This window comes from Oryzisolibacter propanilivorax (assembly GCF_900103645.1).
Classification (GTDB): Bacteria; Pseudomonadota; Gammaproteobacteria; order Burkholderiales; family Burkholderiaceae_C; genus Melaminivora; species Melaminivora propanilivorax.
Window position 1 is genome coordinate 21,613 of record NZ_FNHP01000007.1, and the last position, 18,495, is coordinate 40,107.

Consider the following 18,495-nt stretch of genomic DNA (forward strand, 5'->3'; position numbering starts at 1 on the left):
ATCACTGGCCGGCATCGCCGCCGGTGGACGCGCCGGATGCGGCTGACAAACGGGTACTGGTTGGGCGCCCGATCAGCGAAGCCTGCAAGGCCGCATCGGCCAGCCAGAACTGCTGCTGTGCGTCCATGGCTGCAGCAACGGCGCTGACCTGATCGCGCGCATCGGCCAGCAACTCGAATGTGCTGATCAGCATGCCGTTGTAGAGGAGCTGGTTTTCTTCCGAGATCACCTTGCGCAGCGGCACGACTTCATCGCGATAGTGGCGCGCTACGTCGTAGGCGGTGCGGTAGGCGGAATAGCTCTCGCGCAGGTTGGAGCCTGCGGAGCGCACCGTGGCTTCGAGATGATTGGCCGCCGCGAGGGTGCGCGCGTTCATGGACGCGCGTTGCATCCCGCCCCAATCAAAGATGGGCAGGCGCAGCGCGATTTCCCAGCCGCGCGCGGTGGAGCGGGTACCACCGGCATTGTCGAAAGTCGTGTTGCGCCGCCCGGTGAGCTCGATATCGGTGAAGCTGGTCACCATGTTCAAGCCTTGGGCCTTGGCTGCCACGTCCAGCGTAGCCTGCGCCAGACGTATGTCCAGGCGTGCCCTGGTGGCCTGCGATCCGATGGCCTGCGGGTTCAGTGGCTGCTTGGGCAGATCGGGCAAACGTTCGGGCAGCTTGAGCGCCTGCGCCTGGCCTTCATCCAGGCCCAGCAAACGAATCAGTTCCTCCCGGCTGGCGGTGACCTGGTGCTGGGCCGTGCTCAACCGGGTGGCGGCGTCGGCGTAGAAGGCCTGCTCGCGTGCGCGGGTGATGCGATTGAAGTTCCCCACGGCTTGCATACGTTTGGCCAGCTCCGCTCCAGCCTCCGCGCTGGCATAGACCTGCTTGGCATATTGGAGCGATTGCTGTGCGACGACGGCACGGATCCAGGCCTGACGCACCAGGGTGACCTGATCCACGACTTCGCTGCTCAAACGCAGTTGCGACTGCTCAATGAACCGGTTTGCGATGCCGTGGCGCGACGGCAGCGTCAGCAGGTCCAACAAGCCAAGGGAAAGCGCACGCGCCAAGGCCAGCTCCGGGCCTGACGTCATGCGTTCAAAACTGAAGATGGGGTTGGCAATCCGGCCCACTTGCGCAGCGTCGGCGGACTCTGCCCAGCCCTGCGCCAACAACACCTGCAAGGACGGGCTGTTCACCAGCGCCAACTGGACGGCTTGCGTTTGTCCCAATGGCTGCGCAAGCAGGGTGTGGGCCGCCTGCGCACGCTGATTGCGCTCGTCCTGGGTAGTGGCCAACGCGAGTTGGCCCCCAGCGAAGCTGCCCGCCTCGTCATTCACGCGGCTGGTGTTCTGATCCAGGCTGACGCTGGCGCAGCCCGTCAGCACAACAAGGCCGAGTGCGGAAAGCGCCAGCTTGGTATGCGTGGCACGCAAACGCATCATGGCTTGCCTCCGCCGTGATGACTGGTTTGCGAGTCGTTCGCAGGAGCCGCATCCTGGGCGGACGCGGGCACACCCGTCTTGATCTCCTTGGCATACGCGCGCCAGCCGCCGATCTGGCCCACGCGATCATTGGCTTGCTGCCAGGACTGAACCGGCTGATCCGTATAGGCCCGGTAGTCGCCGATGGCAGACGAGTACTGCAGCTTCGTCGGCAGTGCTGTTTTTGGCGCCTCTGCATCCGCCGGGGTTTGGGCGAAGGCGGCTGTGGCAAGCAACGCCAATGTCCACGGCATGAGCGCCCTGGGCGATGGCAGTTGGAAGGAAATGGCCATGGTCTCCTCTTGATAAGTCTCAAATTCCACGATGAGGAGATTCTGGAAGGCCCATGCTTTCATCCAGGTGTTCTGAAGATTACTTTTTTGTCATCTCCATGCCAGGCGGCCTCAAGCTCGGCACACTCTCGTAGCAGCACACCGAAGGAGCGCGCACGTGAAGATATTGATCGTTGAGGACGAACCCAAGACCGGGGCCTACCTGCGCCAGGGGTTGAGCGAGGCGGGCTACAGCTGTGACCTGGTGCCCGATGGTGCCGATGGACTGCACATGGCCATCCACGGCCAGTACGATCTGGTGATCCTGGACGTCATGCTGCCGGGCCTGAACGGCTGGCAGGTGCTGCAGTCCCTGCGCGATCGGGGCCTGCAAATGCCCGTGCTGTTCCTGACCGCCCGCGATCAGGTGGAGGATCGGGTCAAGGGCCTGGAGCTGGGGGCCGACGACTATCTCGTCAAGCCATTCTCGTTTGCCGAACTGCTGGCCAGGGTGCGGATCATCCTGCGGCGCGGCCATGCCGGCAGCGAAGACAGCACACTGCGCGTGGCCGATCTGGAACTCGATTTGCTGCGCCGCCGGGTGTCCCGCAATGGCAGGCGCGTGGATCTGACGGCCAAGGAGTTCGGACTGCTGGAGCTGCTGATGCGCCGTCATGGCGAGGTTCTGCCGCGCTCGCTCATCGCATCCCAGGTGTGGGACATGAACTTCGACAGCGACACCAACGTCATCGAGGTCGCCATGCGCCGCCTGCGCGTGAAGATCGATGAAGGCCATCCGGTCAAGCTCATCCAGACCGTGCGCGGTATGGGCTATGTGCTGGACGTGCCGGAGGAGGCCTGAGTGCCGGCGCGCGCCCGCTGGGGCAGGCTCCCGCTGACACAGCGCCTGACTCTTTTCTTCACCGTGGTGGCCGCAGCGGTCGTGCTCGGCCTGGGCGTCATGTTCCTGGTCGCAACCGGGCAGCATTTCGTGGCACTCGATCGCATCGCGCTGCAGGACAAGCAGCACCTGATCGAAGAGATCTTGCGCAACACCCATTCGGCGGAGGATGCACGTTGGCGCCTGGGCGAGGCCTTGAGTTATCACCATGGCCTCTATGCCCGGGTCACGGATGCACAGGGAGAGCTTGTCTTCCAATCACAAGGCTTCGCCCCGGATACTCAAAGCGCGCCGGCAGGGCCTGCGATGGGAACGAAGCTGTTCGGTACCTGGGAGCACGGCGGCAGCATCTATCACACCTTGCGTTTCGAGGCAGCACCTGCCTATTCGCAGACGGCATTGCGCGTGCTGATTGCGACCGATACGGATCACCACGCACAGTTTCTGCGGGACCTGCGCCGCGATCTGGCTCTTTACGTAGCCGCCGCCATCGTGGTGTGCGGCCTTTTGTCCTGGCTCGCTGCGCGCCAGGGACTGGCCCCGCTGCGCGAGATGCGATCCCGCGCAGCCGCGGTTACCAGCCAGAAGTTGACCGAGCGTATGCCCGTGCAGGCCGTGCCAGTGGAAATGGCCGATCTGGCACGAGAGCTCAACCGCATGCTAGACCGGCTGCAAGAGGGTTTTCAGCGCCTGACCGATTTCTCATCGGACCTGGCGCATGAACTGCGTACTCCCATCAGCAACTTGCTGACGCAAACCCAGGTGGCCCTGACCGCCAAGCGCGACGCCGCCACCTACCGCGACATCCTGGCGTCCAACGCCGAAGAGTTCGAGCGGCTGGCGCGCATGGTCTCCGACATGCTCTTCCTGGCGAAAACCGAGCGCGGCGTAGACCTTCCGCACAAGGAACGATTTGCGGCGCGCCAGGAGTCCCTAGCCTTGCTGGAGTTCTATGAGGCCGTCGCGGAGGAAAAGCGCATCCGCTTTCGGCTGGAAGGGGACGGCGACATAGAAGGCGATCGACTGATGTTTCGCCGCGCCCTCAGCAATCTGCTGTCCAACGCGCTGCGCCACACGCCCGAAGCCGGCACCATCACGGTCTGCATAACGGGCACCGCGCAATCCACGGTGGTGACTGTGGAAAACACAGGCCCCGACATTGATCCCAAGATGCTGCCCAGGCTGTTCGACCGCTTCTACCGGGCCGACCCCACCAGGGCGCATCCCGATGCCGAAGGCAGCGGACTGGGCCTGGCCATCACCCGTGCCATCGCCCAAGCCCATGACGGCCATGTCACTGTGACGTCATCCCATGGGAATACAAGCTTTGCCCTGGTGTTTCCGCATCGCGCGACCCATGCATGACGGTTGCCACGACGAAAGCTGTCGGAGATGTCATCCGGCTGTCTAGGTTTTGTTGGCTAGGGGTTTCTACCATGAGCACATCTCCTCACCGCTGCATCAAAGCGCCGGAGATGCAAACCTCAGAGACTCCACAAAGGATATTTATCATGACTCAGCGTCGACTCTCCCTCTCCGCCGTGATCGCAAGCGTGGCCACTGTGGCGGCCCTCGGTCTGCCGGGAATGGCATCGGCGGAATACTGGCACCCTGCCAACAACGAAGCTGGCGTGATCGTTCACTCCGAACACTTCAAGAGTGAAAAGACCCGCGAGCAAGTCAGGGCGGAAACCGAAGCCGCGATGCGTCAAGGCCGCTTGTCTTATGGCGAAAGCAATTACCCGCGCGGTGCAGAAGCAGCACCGGCAGCGTCGAGCAAGACCCGGCAGCAAGTGATCAACGAGATGCGCAGTGAGACCGCCGCGCAACGCGAGGCACGGCAGTTGCTGTACTCGGCCGGCTAACCAAAAAGCCAGCACGACGATTTCGTTGGGCATCCTCAGTCTTGCACGACACCCCAATCGCCGCGTACAGACGCGGCGATTTGCTTTCCGAATCGCTGTTCGTTTAACGATTCCGATGGCGCCAGCTACAACGCTAGGTGACAGCTTTGTCATCTTTCGGATGCCAAATCGTTCATTCGGCGAAGCTAGAATTCGTCCCGATTCATGATCCCGGCCACTCGCGAATAACTTCGTTTGATCCAAGCCACAAACCATCTGCCATTCGCCGTTAGACTGAAATTTAAATGTGCCGCTGGCTCATTGTCCTTCTTGCGTTGATGATGGCAGCCCAGTTCTCCTGGGCCATCACAGTCTCCACGACCGGCCTTGACGACCTGAATGGCGCGATCGCAAGCGTGGAACTTGCGAGAGCGCCATCGGCTGCGGCAGCCGGCCCCTGGACCGTACACGCGCAGGACAAATGCACTGCGCATGTCTGCGACGTCAGCCACTGTCATTGCCACCACGGCTACGGCGCGACGGGTTCGCCTATGCCTTGTGTCTTGGGGGCAGCGCCGCCTAGTGCTCCATGCGAAGCGCCTGCCGGTATGGATGAATCGCATATTCCCCCTCGCATCGAACGCCCCAACTGGCACCGCGCCTGAACGGCGCGCTGTCTGCCATCCGCTGCCCCATCTGGTAGCCCGCTCTGTCGAGCGGGAAGACGCCGCGCCGAACCACCCCTTGTTGTTTCCACAACCCTGGAGAGTTCGATGCAAAGCCCCCTTCGAGGCTACTGTGTACCGCTATTGCTGGCGGTAATTTGTTCCCCCTATTCATGGGCCTGTGCTCAAGGCAACGCCACCGCACCCGCCGAGGTGGCGGCACCGTCCATTGCCGTCGCCATACCCGCCCTGACACTGGGCGATGCCGTACGGCTGACCCTGGCGCACAACGCCGAACTCGCGAGCGCGCGCCTCGAAGTGCAGGCCATGGAGGCCGCCGAGATACAGGCCGGCGCCCGGCCCAACCCCGAGATCGGCGTGCTCGTCGAAGACACTCGCAGCGCCACCCGCGCGACGACGGTGCAATGGGCCCAGCCGATCGAGTTGGGAGGTAAACGCAGCGCCCGCCTTACCGCCGCAGCACGTGCCCGCGAACAGGCGCTAATAGCGCTGCAGGCCAAGCAGGCCGGGTTGCAGGCGATCGTGACCAGTGCCTTTTTCGAATTGCTGGGCGCCCAGGAGCAGGTGGTCCTAATGCAAGCCTCGCTGGACTTGGCGCACAACGCCAGCGCCATTGCCAGCAAACGGCTGCAGGCCGGCAAGGTGCCACCGCTGGAACTGGCGAAGGCGCAGGTAGCGGAGGCCGGCATGCGCGCCGAACTGATCCAATCACAGAGCGAGCTGCAATTGGCAAGGCAACGCCTGTCCGCCTTCTGGGGGCAAACAACCCTCAACTTCGAACGGGCCCAGGGCAATGCCGATGCACTACCCACCATCCCCACGGATAGCGAGGTGGGCGAGCGCATGGCCCAGGCTGCGGTACTGAGAGTTGCCCAACTCGATGTGGCACGACGCCAGGCGCTGACCGACATCGAGCGGGCCAAGCGCATTCCCGATCCGACCATCACCATGGGGGCAAAGCGGGCCGCGGAACTGGGGCGTACACAAGTCATCATCGGCATATCCGTCCCGCTTCCCATACTGGACAGCAACCAAGGCAATTTGTTGGAAGCCCTGCGCCGGGAAGAACAGGCGCGGGAGACGGTAACGGCAGTCCGTCTCCAGCTGCAAACCGAGGTGTCCGCGGCCATAGAAAAGCTGCGCTTGACGCGCCAGCAGGTGCAGCTGCTGCGCGGCGAGGTACTGAACACCGCGCAGGCGGCCTATGACGCAGCCGTCAAGGGTTACGCATTGGGCAAATTCGCCTTCCTCGACGTGCTGGATGCCCAGCGCACCCTGTTCCAGCTGCGCCAGCAGGTGCTGCGCAGCACGGCCGACGCTTATCGCGCCGCGGCCGACATCGATCGCCTGCTTGGCCAAGGCACCGGCGCGGCCGATCCCATCCAGAAGTAAACAATGACCAATTCAACGAAGAGCAAGAAATCAGCCATCGCCATTGCCGCAGTGCTGGTGGTGAGTGTGGCCTTGGGCATCACCATCCTGCGCAGTGGCAAGCCCGCCCCCGAGGGTAACGAGCATGGCCATGGCCATGCCGAGAGCGCGGCGCATGCCGATGCGGAACACCATGACCAGAAGGCCGAGGACAAGCATGCGCATGAGGCCGGGCATGATGACGAGGAACACCACGAGGACCCAGGCCAAGACACTGCCCCCGCCAAGGGGCCGCATGGCGGCAAGCTGTTCGTACAGGACGGTTTTGGACTTGAGCTGACCATTTTCGAGACGGGTGCGGAGCCGGAATTCCGTGTCTACCTGTTCAACGACGGCAAGCCCGTGGCCCCAAGTCAGGCCCAGGTTGCTGTCACCTTGAAGCGCCTTGGCCGCCCCGCGGAGCTGTTCAGTTTTGCCCAGCAGCAGGACTATCTCAAGGGCTCAGCCACCGTCGAGGAGCCTCACTCGTTCAAGGCCGCAATCAAGGCGCAGGCCGGCATTCAGACCTATGAATTCAAGTTCGAGCAGGTAGAAGGCCGTGTTCAGATGACGGACGAGCAACTCCAACGCAACGGCGTGGAACTGGGCGACGCGGGCCCGGCGCGCATCCGCAGCAGCCTGCAATTGCTGGGCGAGGTGAAGCTAAACCAGGATCGCAGCGTTTTCGTCACCCCGCGCCTGGCTGGCATCGTCGAGTCCGTACGCGCCAATGCGGGCGACAGGGTGCGCCGCGGGCAGGTGCTGGCGGTGATTTCGAGCCAGGCGCTGGCCGACCAGCGCGGTGAACTGCTGGCCGCACAGAAGCGCTTGAATCTGGCTCGAACGACCTATGAGCGCGAAAAGAAACTCTGGGAAGACAAGATCTCCGCAGAACAAGATTATTTGACTGCACGCCAGCTCTATCAAGAGGCCGAGATCGCCACCGAAAGCGCGCGCCAGAAGATGGCCAGCCTTGGGGCGGGCACCACCGAGTCCACTCAGGGCCTTACGCGCTACGAAGTGCGCGCGCCCATTGACGGGGTCATCACCGACAAGAAGATCAGCGTCGGCGAGGTGCTCAAGGAGGACAGCACCGTATTCCAGTTGGCCGATCTATCGACGGTGTGGGTTGAGCTGATCGTCCCGGCCAAGGATGTGGGGAGGCTCAAGGTGGGCGACCAGGCGCGGGTCCAATCTGCGGCACTGGAGGGCGAGGCGAGTGCAAAGGTGTCCTATGTGAGCGCGCTAATCGGCGAGCAGAGCCGCAATGCCACCGCCCGACTGGTGCTAGGCAATGCCAAGGGACAGTGGCGCCCAGGACTGCCGGTGTCCGTGGACCTGACATCAGACGAAGTTGCCGTGCCGGTGGCGGTGGCGGCGGATGCGGTGCAGACACTGGGCAAGGGACCCGTGGTGTTCGGCCGCTACGGCCAGCAGTTCGAGGCGCGACCGCTGGAGCTCGGGCGCAGCGACGGGCGTTTCACTGAGGTTGTCAAAGGGCTGTCGTCAGGCGAGCGCTATGCCGCCAAGAACAGCTTTCTGATCAAGGCCGAGCTTGGCAAGGCCGGCGCGAGCCACGACCACTAGGGAACCCGCAATGAAGCAAATTACTGCCATCCTGCAGCCACACCGGCTGGAAAAAGTCGAAGACGCCTTACACCGCCTGCCCCATTTCCCGGGCTTCACAATTTTTCAGGGACGTGGCCACCCACGCGGTCGTGGGCACAGCCACGCCTACTTAGCCGATGAATGGGAGCCTAGCCACCATCTGCGTCTGATCTTGTGGATCTATTGCGACGACGCACAGGTCGACGCGATCGTGCAAACCATTGAGCAGGCGGCCCATACCGGGCAGCCGGGAGACGGCCTGATCGCAGTGAGCGAGGTCATCGACGTCGTGCGCATCCGCAGCGGCGAGCGTGGCCGCAAAGCCGTCTGAGGCAGCACAGCACAGGACAATCCATGTTTGAAAAAATTATCCGCTTCGCCATCGAGCAGCGCTGGCTGGTGCTGCTCGCTGTGCTGGGCATGGCCGCGCTGGGGGTTTTCAGTTACCAGCGCCTGCCCATCGATGCCGTGCCCGACATCACCAACGTCCAGGTCCAAATCAATACACCGGCACCGGGTTACTCGCCCCTGGAGTCCGAGCAGCGTGTGACCTTCCCGATCGAGACGGCGATGGCAGGCCTGCCCCGGCTGGAGCAGACACGCTCGCTGTCGCGCTACGGCCTGTCGCAGGTCACCGTGGTCTTCAAGGACGGCACCGACATCTACTTTGCCCGCCAGCTCGTCAACGAACGCATCCAGGAGGCCAAGGAGAAGTTGCCCGCAGGCCTGTCCCCCACGCTCGGTCCGGTCGCCACGGGCCTGGGCGAAATCTATATGTGGACGGTGGAGACCAAGGAGGGCGCACTCAAGCCCGATGGCACTCCCTACACGCCGACCGACCTGCGCGAGATTCAGGACTGGATCATCAAGCCCCAACTGCGCAACGTTCCCGGGGTGACCGAGATCAACACGATTGGCGGCTATGCCAAGGAATACCAGGTCGCACCCTTCCCCGACAAACTGGTGGCCTATGGCCTGAGCATGGCCGATCTGGTGCAGGCGCTGGAGCGCAACAACGCCAATGTGGGCGCAGGCTACATCGAACGCCGTGGCGAGCAGTACCTGATTCGCGCGCCCGGTCAGGTGGCCGGCATCGAAGACATCGCCAACATCGTCGTGAGTCAGGTGCAAGGCGCACCGATTCGCGTGCGTGACATTGCGGAGGTGGGTATTGGCAAGGAGCTGCGCACCGGAGCCGCCACGGAAAACGGCCGTGAAGTCGTGCTGGGCACAGTTTTCATGCTGATGGGCGAGAACAGCCGCACCGTGTCGCAGGCGGTGGATAAACGCCTGCAGGAGGTCAACAAGACCCTTCCCCCGGGTGTGATCGCCCAGACCGTCTATGACCGCACGATCTTGATCGACAAGGCCATAGCCACGGTCAAGAAGAACCTGACCGAGGGCGCGCTACTGGTCATTGCGATCCTTTTCCTGTTCCTGGGCAACATCCGCGCGGCCGTGATCACGGCGGCCGTAATCCCGTTGGCTATGCTGTTTACCTTCACTGGCATGGTGACCAACAAGGTCAGCGCCAATCTGATGAGCCTGGGTGCTTTGGACTTCGGCATCATTATCGACGGCGCGGTGGTGATCGTCGAGAACTGCGTGCGGCGCCTGGCACATGCGCAGGCAGCGGCGGGCCGGCCCCTGACGCGCGAGGAGCGCTTTCACGAGGTGTTTGCCGCCGCCCGCGAGGCGCGCAGGCCCCTGGTCTACGGCCAACTGATCATCATGGTGGTCTACCTGCCGATCTTTGCCCTCAGCGGCGTCGAGGGCAAGATGTTCCACCCGATGGCCTTCACGGTGGTGGCTGCCCTGGTCGGCGCGATGATCCTCTCCGTCACCTTCATCCCCGCGGCCGTCGCGTTGCTGATCGGCAAGCATGTGGGCGAAAAGGAAAACCGTCTGATGCTGGCGGCCAAGAAAGGCTATACGCCGATGCTGGACTGGGCGCTCGTAAATCGGCCGCTGGTGGTGACGATTGCAACAGTATCCGTCGTGTTGAGTGGACTGCTGGCCACACGCATGGGCAGTGAGTTCATCCCCAGCCTCAGCGAGGGTGATGTCGCACTGCACGCTTTGCGCATCCCCGGCACCAGCCTGAGCCAGGCGATCGAGATGCAGTTCGAGCTGGAACGGGTGATCAAGCAGTTCCCGGAGGTGGACAAGGTGTTCGCCAAGCTGGGCACCGCCGAGATTGCCACCGATCCGATGCCGCCGAACGTGGCCGACACGTTCCTGATGCTCAAGCCGCGCACCGAGTGGCCTGACCCCAAGCGCAGCGCCGAATCGCTGGTAGCCGCCCTGCAACAGGCCGTGAACAAAGTGCCGGGCAACAACTATGAGTTCACGCAGCCCATACAGATGCGCTTTAACGAGCTGATATCGGGGGTGCGCAGCGACGTGGCCGTCAAGGTCTTTGGCGACGACATGGCCGTGATGGAGGACACTGCCGAACAGATATCGCAGGTGCTCGAAGGTATTCCCGGGGCTGCGGACGTGAAGGTCGAGCAGACCACGGGTTTGCCCATGCTGACGATGCAGATCGACCGCACCAAGCTGGCACGGCTGGGGCTGAGTCTAGACGACGTGCAATCTACGGCAGCGACCGCGATTGGCGGCCGGGAAGCGGGTGCGCTGTTCCAGGGTGACCGCCGCTTCGACATTCTGGTGCGTCTGCCGGATGGGCAGCGCAACGATATCGAGGTACTCAAGCGCCTGCCGATCCGCCTGCCAGGCGCTGGCGGTTCGCCCACCTATGTGAGGCTGGGCGAAGTGGCGAGCTTCGAGATCGCTCCCGGCCCCAACCAGATCAGCCGCGAGAACGGCAAGCGCCGCGTCGTCGTCACCGCCAATGTGCGCGGTCGCGACATCGGCTCCTTTGTGGCCGAGGCGCAGGAGCAACTGCAGCAAAAGGTCAAGATTCCCACCGGCTACTGGACGGCCTGGGGCGGCACCTTTGAGCAGTTGCAGTCCGCCAGCCAGCGCCTGCAGATCGTTGTGCCCATCGCCTTATTGCTAGTATTCATGCTGCTATTCGCGATGTTCAACAACGTCAAGGACGGGCTGCTGGTGTTCACTGGCGTGCCCTTCGCATTGACCGGAGGCATCGTGGCGCTGTGGCTGCGCGACATACCGCTGTCGATCTCGGCAGGAGTGGGCTTCATTGCATTGTCCGGCGTGGCGGTACTGAATGGCCTAGTGATGATTTCCTTCATCCGCTCGCTCCGTGAGGAGGGCCTGGGCTTGGACGAGGCAGTGCGGGAAGGCGCACTGACGCGCCTGCGGCCGGTGTTGATGACGGCCCTGGTGGCTTCTCTGGGCTTTGTGCCCATGGCCCTGGCGACCGGCACCGGCGCCGAGGTGCAGCGCCCGCTGGCCACCGTCGTCATCGGCGGCATCATTTCGTCGACGGCGCTGACGCTGCTGGTGCTGCCTGTGCTCTACCGGTGGGCGCATGCTTGGCATCGGGCGCAGAACTCGTCCGCCACTGGAGCATCACCCGCCACCGGTGTGCCAACCCTCTCGGGGGAGTAAGCGAACTGGGCTGCGCTTGGTCATGCCAGGTGCAGCCTACCGCCCATCTCCATTCATGACCTGCCATCACCACCATGACCACCAAATTCCGCCTGGATATTCCCCTTGTGTTGCCACAGATAGACGCCGCCGAGGACATCTGCGTCAAGCGCCTGGTCGAGGATTTGCAGGGCCGCGAGGGCATCGATGCGGTGCATGTGTGCGCCGCCGAGGTCGGGGCTTCGGCTCAACTGTGCGTCCATTACGACCCACAGGCGCTGCCACTGGCACGCATCCGCGAAATCGTCGAGGCGGCCGGCGCGCGTATTGCCGAGCGCTTTGGGCACGCGCTGTGGCAGGTTGACGGCATCGGTCATGCACGCCGGGCCCGCACGGTGGCAGAGCAGCTGCGCGGCCTGCCCGGTGTACTGGAGGCCGAGGCCAGCGCGGCGGGGCAGGTGCATGTGGACTTCGACCGCCAACTGACTTCGGAGCAATCCATCCTCGCCTCCCTGGCCGATTGGAGCGTGTGGCCGCAGACAGAGGCGGCGCATGAAGTAGCAACGCCAGGCCATGGCAAGCCGGGGCATTGGCATGCGCCGGGCGAGCCGGACGGCCATGGGCACGCACATGGCGGCATGCTCGGCCCCAATACCGAAATGATCTTTGCGCTGAGCTGCGGCGCGCTATTGGGCCTGGGAGTGCTGATAGAGAAGCTGGTGGCTGGGGCCCCCGGCTGGCTGCCATGGGCCTGCTTCGCCCTGGCCTATGGCTTCGGTGGTTTTTTCACGCTGCGCGAGGCGCTAGACAACCTGAGGCTCAGGCGTTTTGAGATTGACGCCCTGATGCTGGTGGCGGCGGCCGGCGCTGCGGCCCTGGGCTCCTGGGCCGAGGGTGCGCTGCTACTGTTCCTGTTCAGCCTCGGCCATGCGCTGGAGCACTATGCAATGGGCCGCGCCAAGCGCGCCATTGAGGCCCTCGCGGAACTGGCGCCGGACACCGCAACGGTGCGGCGCGACGGCCAGACGCACGAAATTCCGGTGGAGGAACTGCGCGTCGGCGATATCGTGCTGGTGCGGCCGAACGAGCGCCTGCCGGCCGACGGCTTCATCGTGCAGGGCAGCTCGGCGATCAACCAGGCGCCGGTGACTGGCGAGAGCATTCCGGTGGACAAGCGCCCGGTGGAGGATGCGGCATTGGCGCGCGCCCGGCCCGATGGTGTGGAGTCCGCCGCGCGCGTGTTCGCTGGCACCATCAACGGCGCGGGCGGCCTGGAAGTCGAGGTGACGCGCCGCTCTACCGACTCCGCGCTGGCGCGGGTGGTCAAGATGGTCAGCGAGGCCGAGACGCGGCAGTCGCCCACCCAGCGCTTTACCGAAAAGTTCGAGCGCATCTTTGTGCCCGCGGTGCTGGGCCTGACGTTTGTGCTGCTGTTCGCCTGGGTGGTGATTGACGAGCCGTTTCGCGACAGCTTCTACCGCGCGATGGCCGTGCTGGTGGCGGCCAGCCCTTGCGCGCTGGCCATCGCCACGCCCAGCGCGGTGCTGTCGGGCATTGCACGGGCAGCGCGCGGCGGCGTGTTGATCAAGGGCGGTGCGCCGCTGGAGGAACTGGGCTCGCTCGACGCGATGGCGTTCGACAAGACCGGCACCCTGACCGAGGGGCGTCCGCGCATCACCGATGTGGTGGCGGTTGATGGTGCGAGCGATGAGGAACTGCTGGCCGTGGCGGTGGCCGTTGAGTCGCTCAGCGATCACCCGTTGGCAGCCGCGATTGCGCGCGACGGGCGCAAGCGCCTGGCGGGCCGGGCGGAGCCGGTCGCCGATGGCTTACAGAACCTGATAGGCCGCGGCGTCACGGCTAGGCTGGCGGGCGAAACGGTGTGGATAGGCAAGGCCGAGATGTTCGACGTCGCCGATGTGCCGGCACTGGGCGCCGCCGCCCAGGCCGCCGTCGAGGGCCTGCGCGAGCGCGGCCGCACCACCATGGTGGTGCGCCTGGGTGCGCGTGACCTGGGCGCAATCGGTCTGCTGGACACGCCGCGCGCCGGCGCGCGCGAGGCGCTGCAGGCACTGCGCGAGCTGGGCATCCAACGCATGATCATGATTTCGGGTGATCACCAAAAGGTGGCAGAAGCGGTGGCCGCCGAGGTGGGCCTCAACGAGGCCTGGGGCGACCTGATGCCCGAGGACAAGGTGGAGGCGATCCGCAGATTGCGCCAGGAAACCAAGGTGGCGATGGTCGGTGATGGCGTTAACGACGCCCCCGCGATGGCCAACGCGACGGTCGGCATCGCCATGGGTGCCGCCGGATCGGACGTGGCGCTGGAAACGGCGGACGTGGCCCTGATGGCCGACGACCTGCGGCACCTGCCATTCGCCGTGGGCCTGAGTCGGCATACCCGGAGAGTCATCCGCCAGAACGTGTTTGTCAGCCTGGGCATCGTGGCGGTATTGGTGCCCGCGACGATCATGGGCCTGGGCATCGGGGCCGCAGTGGCCGTGCATGAAGGCTCGACGCTGCTGGTCGTCTTCAACGCGCTACGGCTGCTGGCCTACCGCGACACCACGGCGAGCATGCCGCAGGGCCGGGAAGCAGCATGAAGGTCGTAGGGCAGCCGCGCCTTGCCAGGCCTTACCCGCCGCCAGGCGCGGCGCGCATGGGCCATGGTTCAGGCAACCCCCGTCCCGCATTGGGGGCAAAATTTTGCATCGCCTTGCAACGCAGATCCGCACCGGGCACACGCCGAGGGCGCCATAGGTTTACCGCATTGCTGGCAGAACCGCGCCTCAATGGCATTCCAGGCCTTGCAGTGTGCGCATGGGACGCCCTGCGCATCCGGCGTGGCGGACACCCTGCCGCCATGGTGCTCAGTGCGCCCATGGTGGCCACCACCGTGATGGCCACCCAAGAGCCTGTCGAGGATGCCCATGGTCAGTTGCGGAGCAGTTCCGCACGAGCGCTTCGCGCCTGCGGCGACTCATTGTGCAGCTCATCGATGACCTGCTGGCGTGTCTTGGGAGCTTCCGTACTCTTCACGGGCACCGGCAACCCGCGCTGGATCAGCGACAGCGTGCCGTCCGCCTTGGCGGCATCCAGTTCCGCAAGGACGTCGGCGCGCGTTTTTGTAGAGCTCCAATGCTCAGGAACATATCGAACCGACTCCCCAGGTCCGTCATGCCAGATGGAGTTGGCTTGCGACAAGGCGGGAACTGCCGTAAGCCCGGCGAGGATGAGCAGAGTACAGAATTTACGGGTCATGGAACACACTCCTATCAACTTCAATGTGTGGACTTGCTGCAAAGCCGCGATGCATGCCCATCGGCATGAGGCAACTGTAGAAAACACTCCCCAATAGAACGAGGTCCTTTGCATGACAGTTCTGTCACATGCACTGCGCTTCAATGTGGAAACCGACGCATGAAGTTGTTGATCGTTGAAGACGAGGTCAAGCTGGCCGAATACCTGCGCAAAGGCCTGGCCGAGGAGGGTTATGTTGTGGAGGTGGCGCACAACGGTGTGGATGGTTTGCACATGGCGATGGAAGGCGCGTATGACCTGATCGTCCTGGATGGCATGCTGCCGGGCATTGACGGCATGGGCGTGCTGGCCGCACTGCGGCAATCCAAACAAACACCCGTATTGATGCTGACGGCGCGCGTGCGCGTCGAAGACCGGGTGCGCGGCCTGAAGGCCGGGGCGGATGACTATCTGGTCAAACCCTTTGCATTCACCGAACTGGTGGCGCGGATCGAGGTACTGCTCAAGCGCTCCCACCCATTCCCGGCAAGTCATGAAGCCCTGACACTGACGATAGACAATCTGCACATGGATCTGGTACGCCGGCGTGTGGAGCGGGCTGGCAAACGGCTTGACCTAACAGCTAAGGAATTTCAGCTGCTGTCCCTGCTGCTGCGCAGGCAAGGCGAGGTGCTGTCACGCGCCGAAATCGCGGAGCAGGTATGGGACGTCAATTTTGACCATGGCACGAACGTGATTGACGTGGCAATACGGCGCCTGCGCACAAAAATGGACACGCCGTTCGGTCGGCCATTGCTCCATACGGTACGCGGCATGGGTTATGTGCTGGAGGCGCGAGCAGAGTGACCCGCCCTCCCATACGCTCACTGGGCCGTCGCCTGTCGCTGTGGCTTGCAGTGCAAAGCCTGGCAGGCCTGGCTGCGGTGTGCGTGGCTGTCTATGTCACCACTCTTCTGGCGTTTGATGCGCGCCAGGGCAAGGCGCTTGCAGACAAGGAGATGCAGGTACGCCATCTATTGGCCGACGAAGCGGACATGTCGGATGCAAAGGCATTGAGACACAGGCTCGATGATTTCTTGATTGGTCACCAGGACATGACGCTGGCGCTGCGGCGCGCCGACGGCACTGCGTTTTATGGCGCAGCAGCGACAGCGCCGAACCATGAGGTCACGTATCTACGCACCCTGAAGTTTGCCGTAGCCGTGCCCACCATCGACAGTGCGCCCCTGTATGCCGAACTGAGACTGGATACGCGTGACGATCGCCTCCTTCTGTCTCGTATTAGCGTGACGTTGTTGGCAGCAGCCCTGGTTGGAGTAGCGGTGATATCGGCCGGCGGATATGCCCTCGTAAAGCGTGGACTGCGGCCAGTGCGCGACTTGGTTGCACAAACACGGCAACTGGCTGCAGGCACCTTGCACAAGAGACTCGATGGATCGGCGCAACCCGAGGAGTTGAAGCCGCTGGTGGAGCAGTTCAACGCGCTGCTTGCGCGCCTTGAACGTGCCTACGACCAGATGGAAGGATTCAATGCAGATGTCGCGCACGAACTTTGTACGCCTTTGGCTACCTTGATCAGTGGCACAGAGCTGGCGTTGCGCAAGGCCCGAGGTACCGAAGAGCTACGCGATGTTCTGGGTTCGAACCTGGAGGACTTGCACCGCATTTCCGATATCGTGCAAGACATGTTGTTCTTGTCCCGGGCCGATCGGGGTGCGCTTGCGCGCCGCAAACCATTGGGTAGCCTTGCCGCATTGGCACAAAAAATCGCCGACTATCACGAGGCAGGTCTGGCCGATGCAGAGCTGCGCTTGGAAATTGCTGGCGACGCGCAAGGGGAGTTTGACGATGCATTGCTGCAGCGTGCACTCTCCAACCTGCTGTCCAACACAACACGGTATGCGCAGCCACGAACCACTGTCCGGGTGGAAATACAGGAACTCGATGGCCAGGTGCACCTGCTGGTCACCAATCGGGGCGACAACATTGCTCCAGAGCACCTGCCACGCCTGTTTGACCGTTTCTACCGGGCCGACCCCTCTCGCAGCGACGCCGTGCGCAACCATGGGCTCGGCCTGGCGATCGTCGCAGCTATTGCGCGCATGCATGGCGGTGAGCCACGGGCCGACTCGAAAGACGGTATGACGACGATTGGCTTCAGCATGCTGAGCGATGGCAGGCGAGACGCCCCGATCAATCGGAAAACAGTTCGGCAATGAAGTGGGTGCGATGGTCGATCTGGAGTGGCATGAACTGCGAACCCTGGCAAACAATTTGCTGACAAAAACCCCCGATACCCCTCGACGCAGCCACCTCGTTACCCATGCGGATGCCGATGGTGGATGTCCGGAAAGTGCGGGTGGCTATGGGTGATCGACTGATGACGGTGCCAGTGCGTGTGCGGCTCGCGCTCATCGCAATCTGGGTCATGCTCGTGTAAATGGTGCTCGTCGTGCACGTGGCGATGGCTGTGCTCCAGCGGCTCGTGCGTGTGCAGGTGCACGTGGCGCTCGGTCAGATGCAGCCAGACACCCGCGCCCATCAGTGCGCACGCGGGCCAGAACAGTAGCGATGGGGCTTCACGCAAAAAGACCAGAGCTACCGCTGCTCCGACGAACGGAGCTGTGGAAAAATAGGCCCCCGTGCGCGCTGTCCCAAGGCCGCGCAGCGCCATCACGAACAGCACCAGGCTGATGCCGTAGCCGAGCCAGCCGACGACCATGGCCGAAGCCACGGTGCCCCAGGCAGGAAGCGCCGTCCCCATCCACAGCGCCACAGCGCAATTCATAAGCCCTGCGATCAAGCCCTTGGCCCCAGCAACGAACAAGGCGTCCGTGGTCGAAACCTTGCGTGTCAGGTTGTTGTCGATGGCCCAGCACAGGCATGCCAGCGCGATGGTCCCAGGCCCAAGCCAATTCCCGCTTGCTGCCACGCGTTGATCTGGCCAGGACAGGAGAACCCCGCCGAGCACGATGACGGCCATGCCGACAATGATGCGGCGATCGGCGTTCTCCTTGAACACCGTCCAGGCCAGCACGGCGGTCAGGACGGACTCAAGGTTGAGCAGAAGCGAAGCGTCGGACGCTTTGGTGTGCACCAGTCCGAACATCAGCGCGACCGGACCCAGGATGCCTCCGAAGAAAATTGCCCCCAGCAGCCACGGCCACTCGCCGCGCCCAAGGCCCGAACCCACCCAACCCCGATCCCGCACAAGCCGGATGGCAGTCAGACCGATGCCACTGCCCAGATAAAGCAGGCCGCCGAGCAGCACAGGTGAAACCGAGCCCACCAGCAGCTTGGCCAGCGGCGTGCTGGCGCCAAACAGGGCCGCTGCCAGCAGGGCATGGAAAACACTGATGTTCATGGATGAACCATATTGTGTGCCTCATGGCGATATGCCACGGCCACTGATTGCAAAGTGATTTTCTGGATGGCGCCGATAAGTTGAAGGGTGTCCGTCCATCTACTCGATCGCTCCAGTACCCATTTCGGAACCCTGCCATAGGTACTGTATTGCGGACGATTG

Annotated in this window: 16 protein-coding genes; 10 read left to right on the forward strand and 6 right to left on the reverse strand. The window is 63.4% G+C overall.

Translation table 11 applies throughout. The features are described from left to right. Position 1: 1 nt before the first annotated feature. Entirely contained in the window at positions 2-1,432 is a 1,431-nt protein-coding gene (locus tag BLQ61_RS12170) for a TolC family protein (RefSeq protein ID WP_091570644.1), read from the reverse strand. Then, on the reverse strand, positions 1,429-1,764 hold the full coding sequence (locus BLQ61_RS12175) for a hypothetical protein (RefSeq protein ID WP_245704032.1): 336 nt from the start codon (positions 1,762-1,764) through the stop codon (positions 1,429-1,431). The genes BLQ61_RS12170 and BLQ61_RS12175 overlap by 4 nt, the downstream gene beginning before the upstream one ends. A gap of 157 nt (positions 1,765-1,921) precedes the next feature. Here BLQ61_RS12175 and BLQ61_RS12180 point away from each other — a divergent pair, with 157 nt between their 5' ends. The 7 genes from BLQ61_RS12180 (at position 1,922) to BLQ61_RS12210 (ending at position 11,729) form a co-directional block, all read left to right on the forward strand. Next, the gene (locus BLQ61_RS12180; RefSeq protein ID WP_091570647.1) at positions 1,922-2,605 is read left to right on the forward strand and encodes a heavy metal response regulator transcription factor; all 684 of its coding nucleotides are present in this window, start codon (positions 1,922-1,924) and stop codon (positions 2,603-2,605) included. Next, entirely contained in the window at positions 2,606-4,009 is a 1,404-nt protein-coding gene (locus tag BLQ61_RS12185) for a heavy metal sensor histidine kinase (protein WP_091570650.1), read from the forward strand. 146 nt (positions 4,010-4,155) lie between these two features. Continuing rightward, positions 4,156-4,509 (forward strand): DUF4148 domain-containing protein, encoded by a 354-nt coding sequence (locus BLQ61_RS12190; RefSeq protein ID WP_091570652.1) that lies wholly within the window; start codon positions 4,156-4,158, stop codon positions 4,507-4,509. A gap of 752 nt (positions 4,510-5,261) precedes the next feature. Further along, the gene (locus BLQ61_RS12195) at positions 5,262-6,566 is read left to right on the forward strand and encodes a TolC family protein (protein ID WP_091570655.1); all 1,305 of its coding nucleotides are present in this window, start codon (positions 5,262-5,264) and stop codon (positions 6,564-6,566) included. 3 nt (positions 6,567-6,569) lie between these two features. Further along, positions 6,570-8,171 (forward strand): efflux RND transporter periplasmic adaptor subunit, encoded by a 1,602-nt coding sequence (locus tag BLQ61_RS12200; protein WP_091570657.1) that lies wholly within the window; start codon positions 6,570-6,572, stop codon positions 8,169-8,171. A gap of 10 nt (positions 8,172-8,181) precedes the next feature. Beyond that, positions 8,182-8,523: a P-II family nitrogen regulator gene (locus BLQ61_RS12205; protein WP_091570660.1), complete on the forward strand. Its 342-nt coding sequence runs from the start codon at positions 8,182-8,184 to the stop codon at positions 8,521-8,523. A 23-nt stretch (positions 8,524-8,546) separates the two neighbouring features. Further along, positions 8,547-11,729: an efflux RND transporter permease subunit gene (locus tag BLQ61_RS12210; RefSeq protein WP_091570662.1), complete on the forward strand. Its 3,183-nt coding sequence runs from the start codon at positions 8,547-8,549 to the stop codon at positions 11,727-11,729. A gap of 53 nt (positions 11,730-11,782) precedes the next feature. Here BLQ61_RS12210 and BLQ61_RS17620 read toward each other — a convergent pair whose 3' ends face one another. Beyond that, positions 11,783-11,926 carry a hypothetical protein gene (locus BLQ61_RS17620; RefSeq protein WP_245704034.1) on the reverse strand — a complete coding sequence of 48 codons (144 nt, stop codon included), beginning with the start codon at positions 11,924-11,926 and terminating at the stop codon, positions 11,783-11,785. Positions 11,927-12,346: 420 nt separating this feature from the next. On the opposite strand from BLQ61_RS17620, the gene BLQ61_RS12215 reads away from it, so the two are divergent. After that, a complete protein-coding gene (locus BLQ61_RS12215) occupies positions 12,347-14,311 on the forward strand; it encodes a heavy metal translocating P-type ATPase (RefSeq protein WP_245704049.1) in 1,965 nt (654 codons plus the stop codon). Positions 14,312-14,379: 68 nt separating this feature from the next. Here BLQ61_RS12215 and BLQ61_RS12220 read toward each other — a convergent pair whose 3' ends face one another. Together BLQ61_RS12220 and BLQ61_RS12225 are read right to left on the reverse strand one after the other, a co-directional pair. Beyond that, the gene (locus BLQ61_RS12220) at positions 14,380-14,640 is read right to left on the reverse strand and encodes a double zinc ribbon domain-containing protein (RefSeq protein ID WP_091570668.1); all 261 of its coding nucleotides are present in this window, start codon (positions 14,638-14,640) and stop codon (positions 14,380-14,382) included. Between the two features lie 2 nt (positions 14,641-14,642). Beyond that, positions 14,643-14,969 carry a DUF4148 domain-containing protein gene (locus tag BLQ61_RS12225; protein ID WP_091570670.1) on the reverse strand — a complete coding sequence of 109 codons (327 nt, stop codon included), beginning with the start codon at positions 14,967-14,969 and terminating at the stop codon, positions 14,643-14,645. Positions 14,970-15,128: 159 nt separating this feature from the next. Between BLQ61_RS12225 and BLQ61_RS12230 the strand changes: the two genes are divergently transcribed. Together BLQ61_RS12230 and BLQ61_RS12235 are read left to right on the forward strand one after the other, a co-directional pair. Continuing rightward, positions 15,129-15,815 (forward strand): heavy metal response regulator transcription factor, encoded by a 687-nt coding sequence (locus tag BLQ61_RS12230; protein ID WP_091570673.1) that lies wholly within the window; start codon positions 15,129-15,131, stop codon positions 15,813-15,815. Further along, complete coding sequence (locus tag BLQ61_RS12235) at positions 15,812-17,188, forward strand: heavy metal sensor histidine kinase (protein ID WP_091570675.1); 1,377 nt, start codon at positions 15,812-15,814, stop codon at positions 17,186-17,188. Before BLQ61_RS12230 ends, BLQ61_RS12235 begins: the two co-directional genes overlap by 4 nt. A 98-nt stretch (positions 17,189-17,286) precedes the next feature. Here the strand turns inward: BLQ61_RS12235 and BLQ61_RS12240 are convergent, their stop codons facing one another. After that, the gene (locus tag BLQ61_RS12240) at positions 17,287-18,333 is read right to left on the reverse strand and encodes a DMT family transporter (RefSeq protein WP_091570678.1); all 1,047 of its coding nucleotides are present in this window, start codon (positions 18,331-18,333) and stop codon (positions 17,287-17,289) included. Positions 18,334-18,495 lie beyond the last annotated feature (162 nt).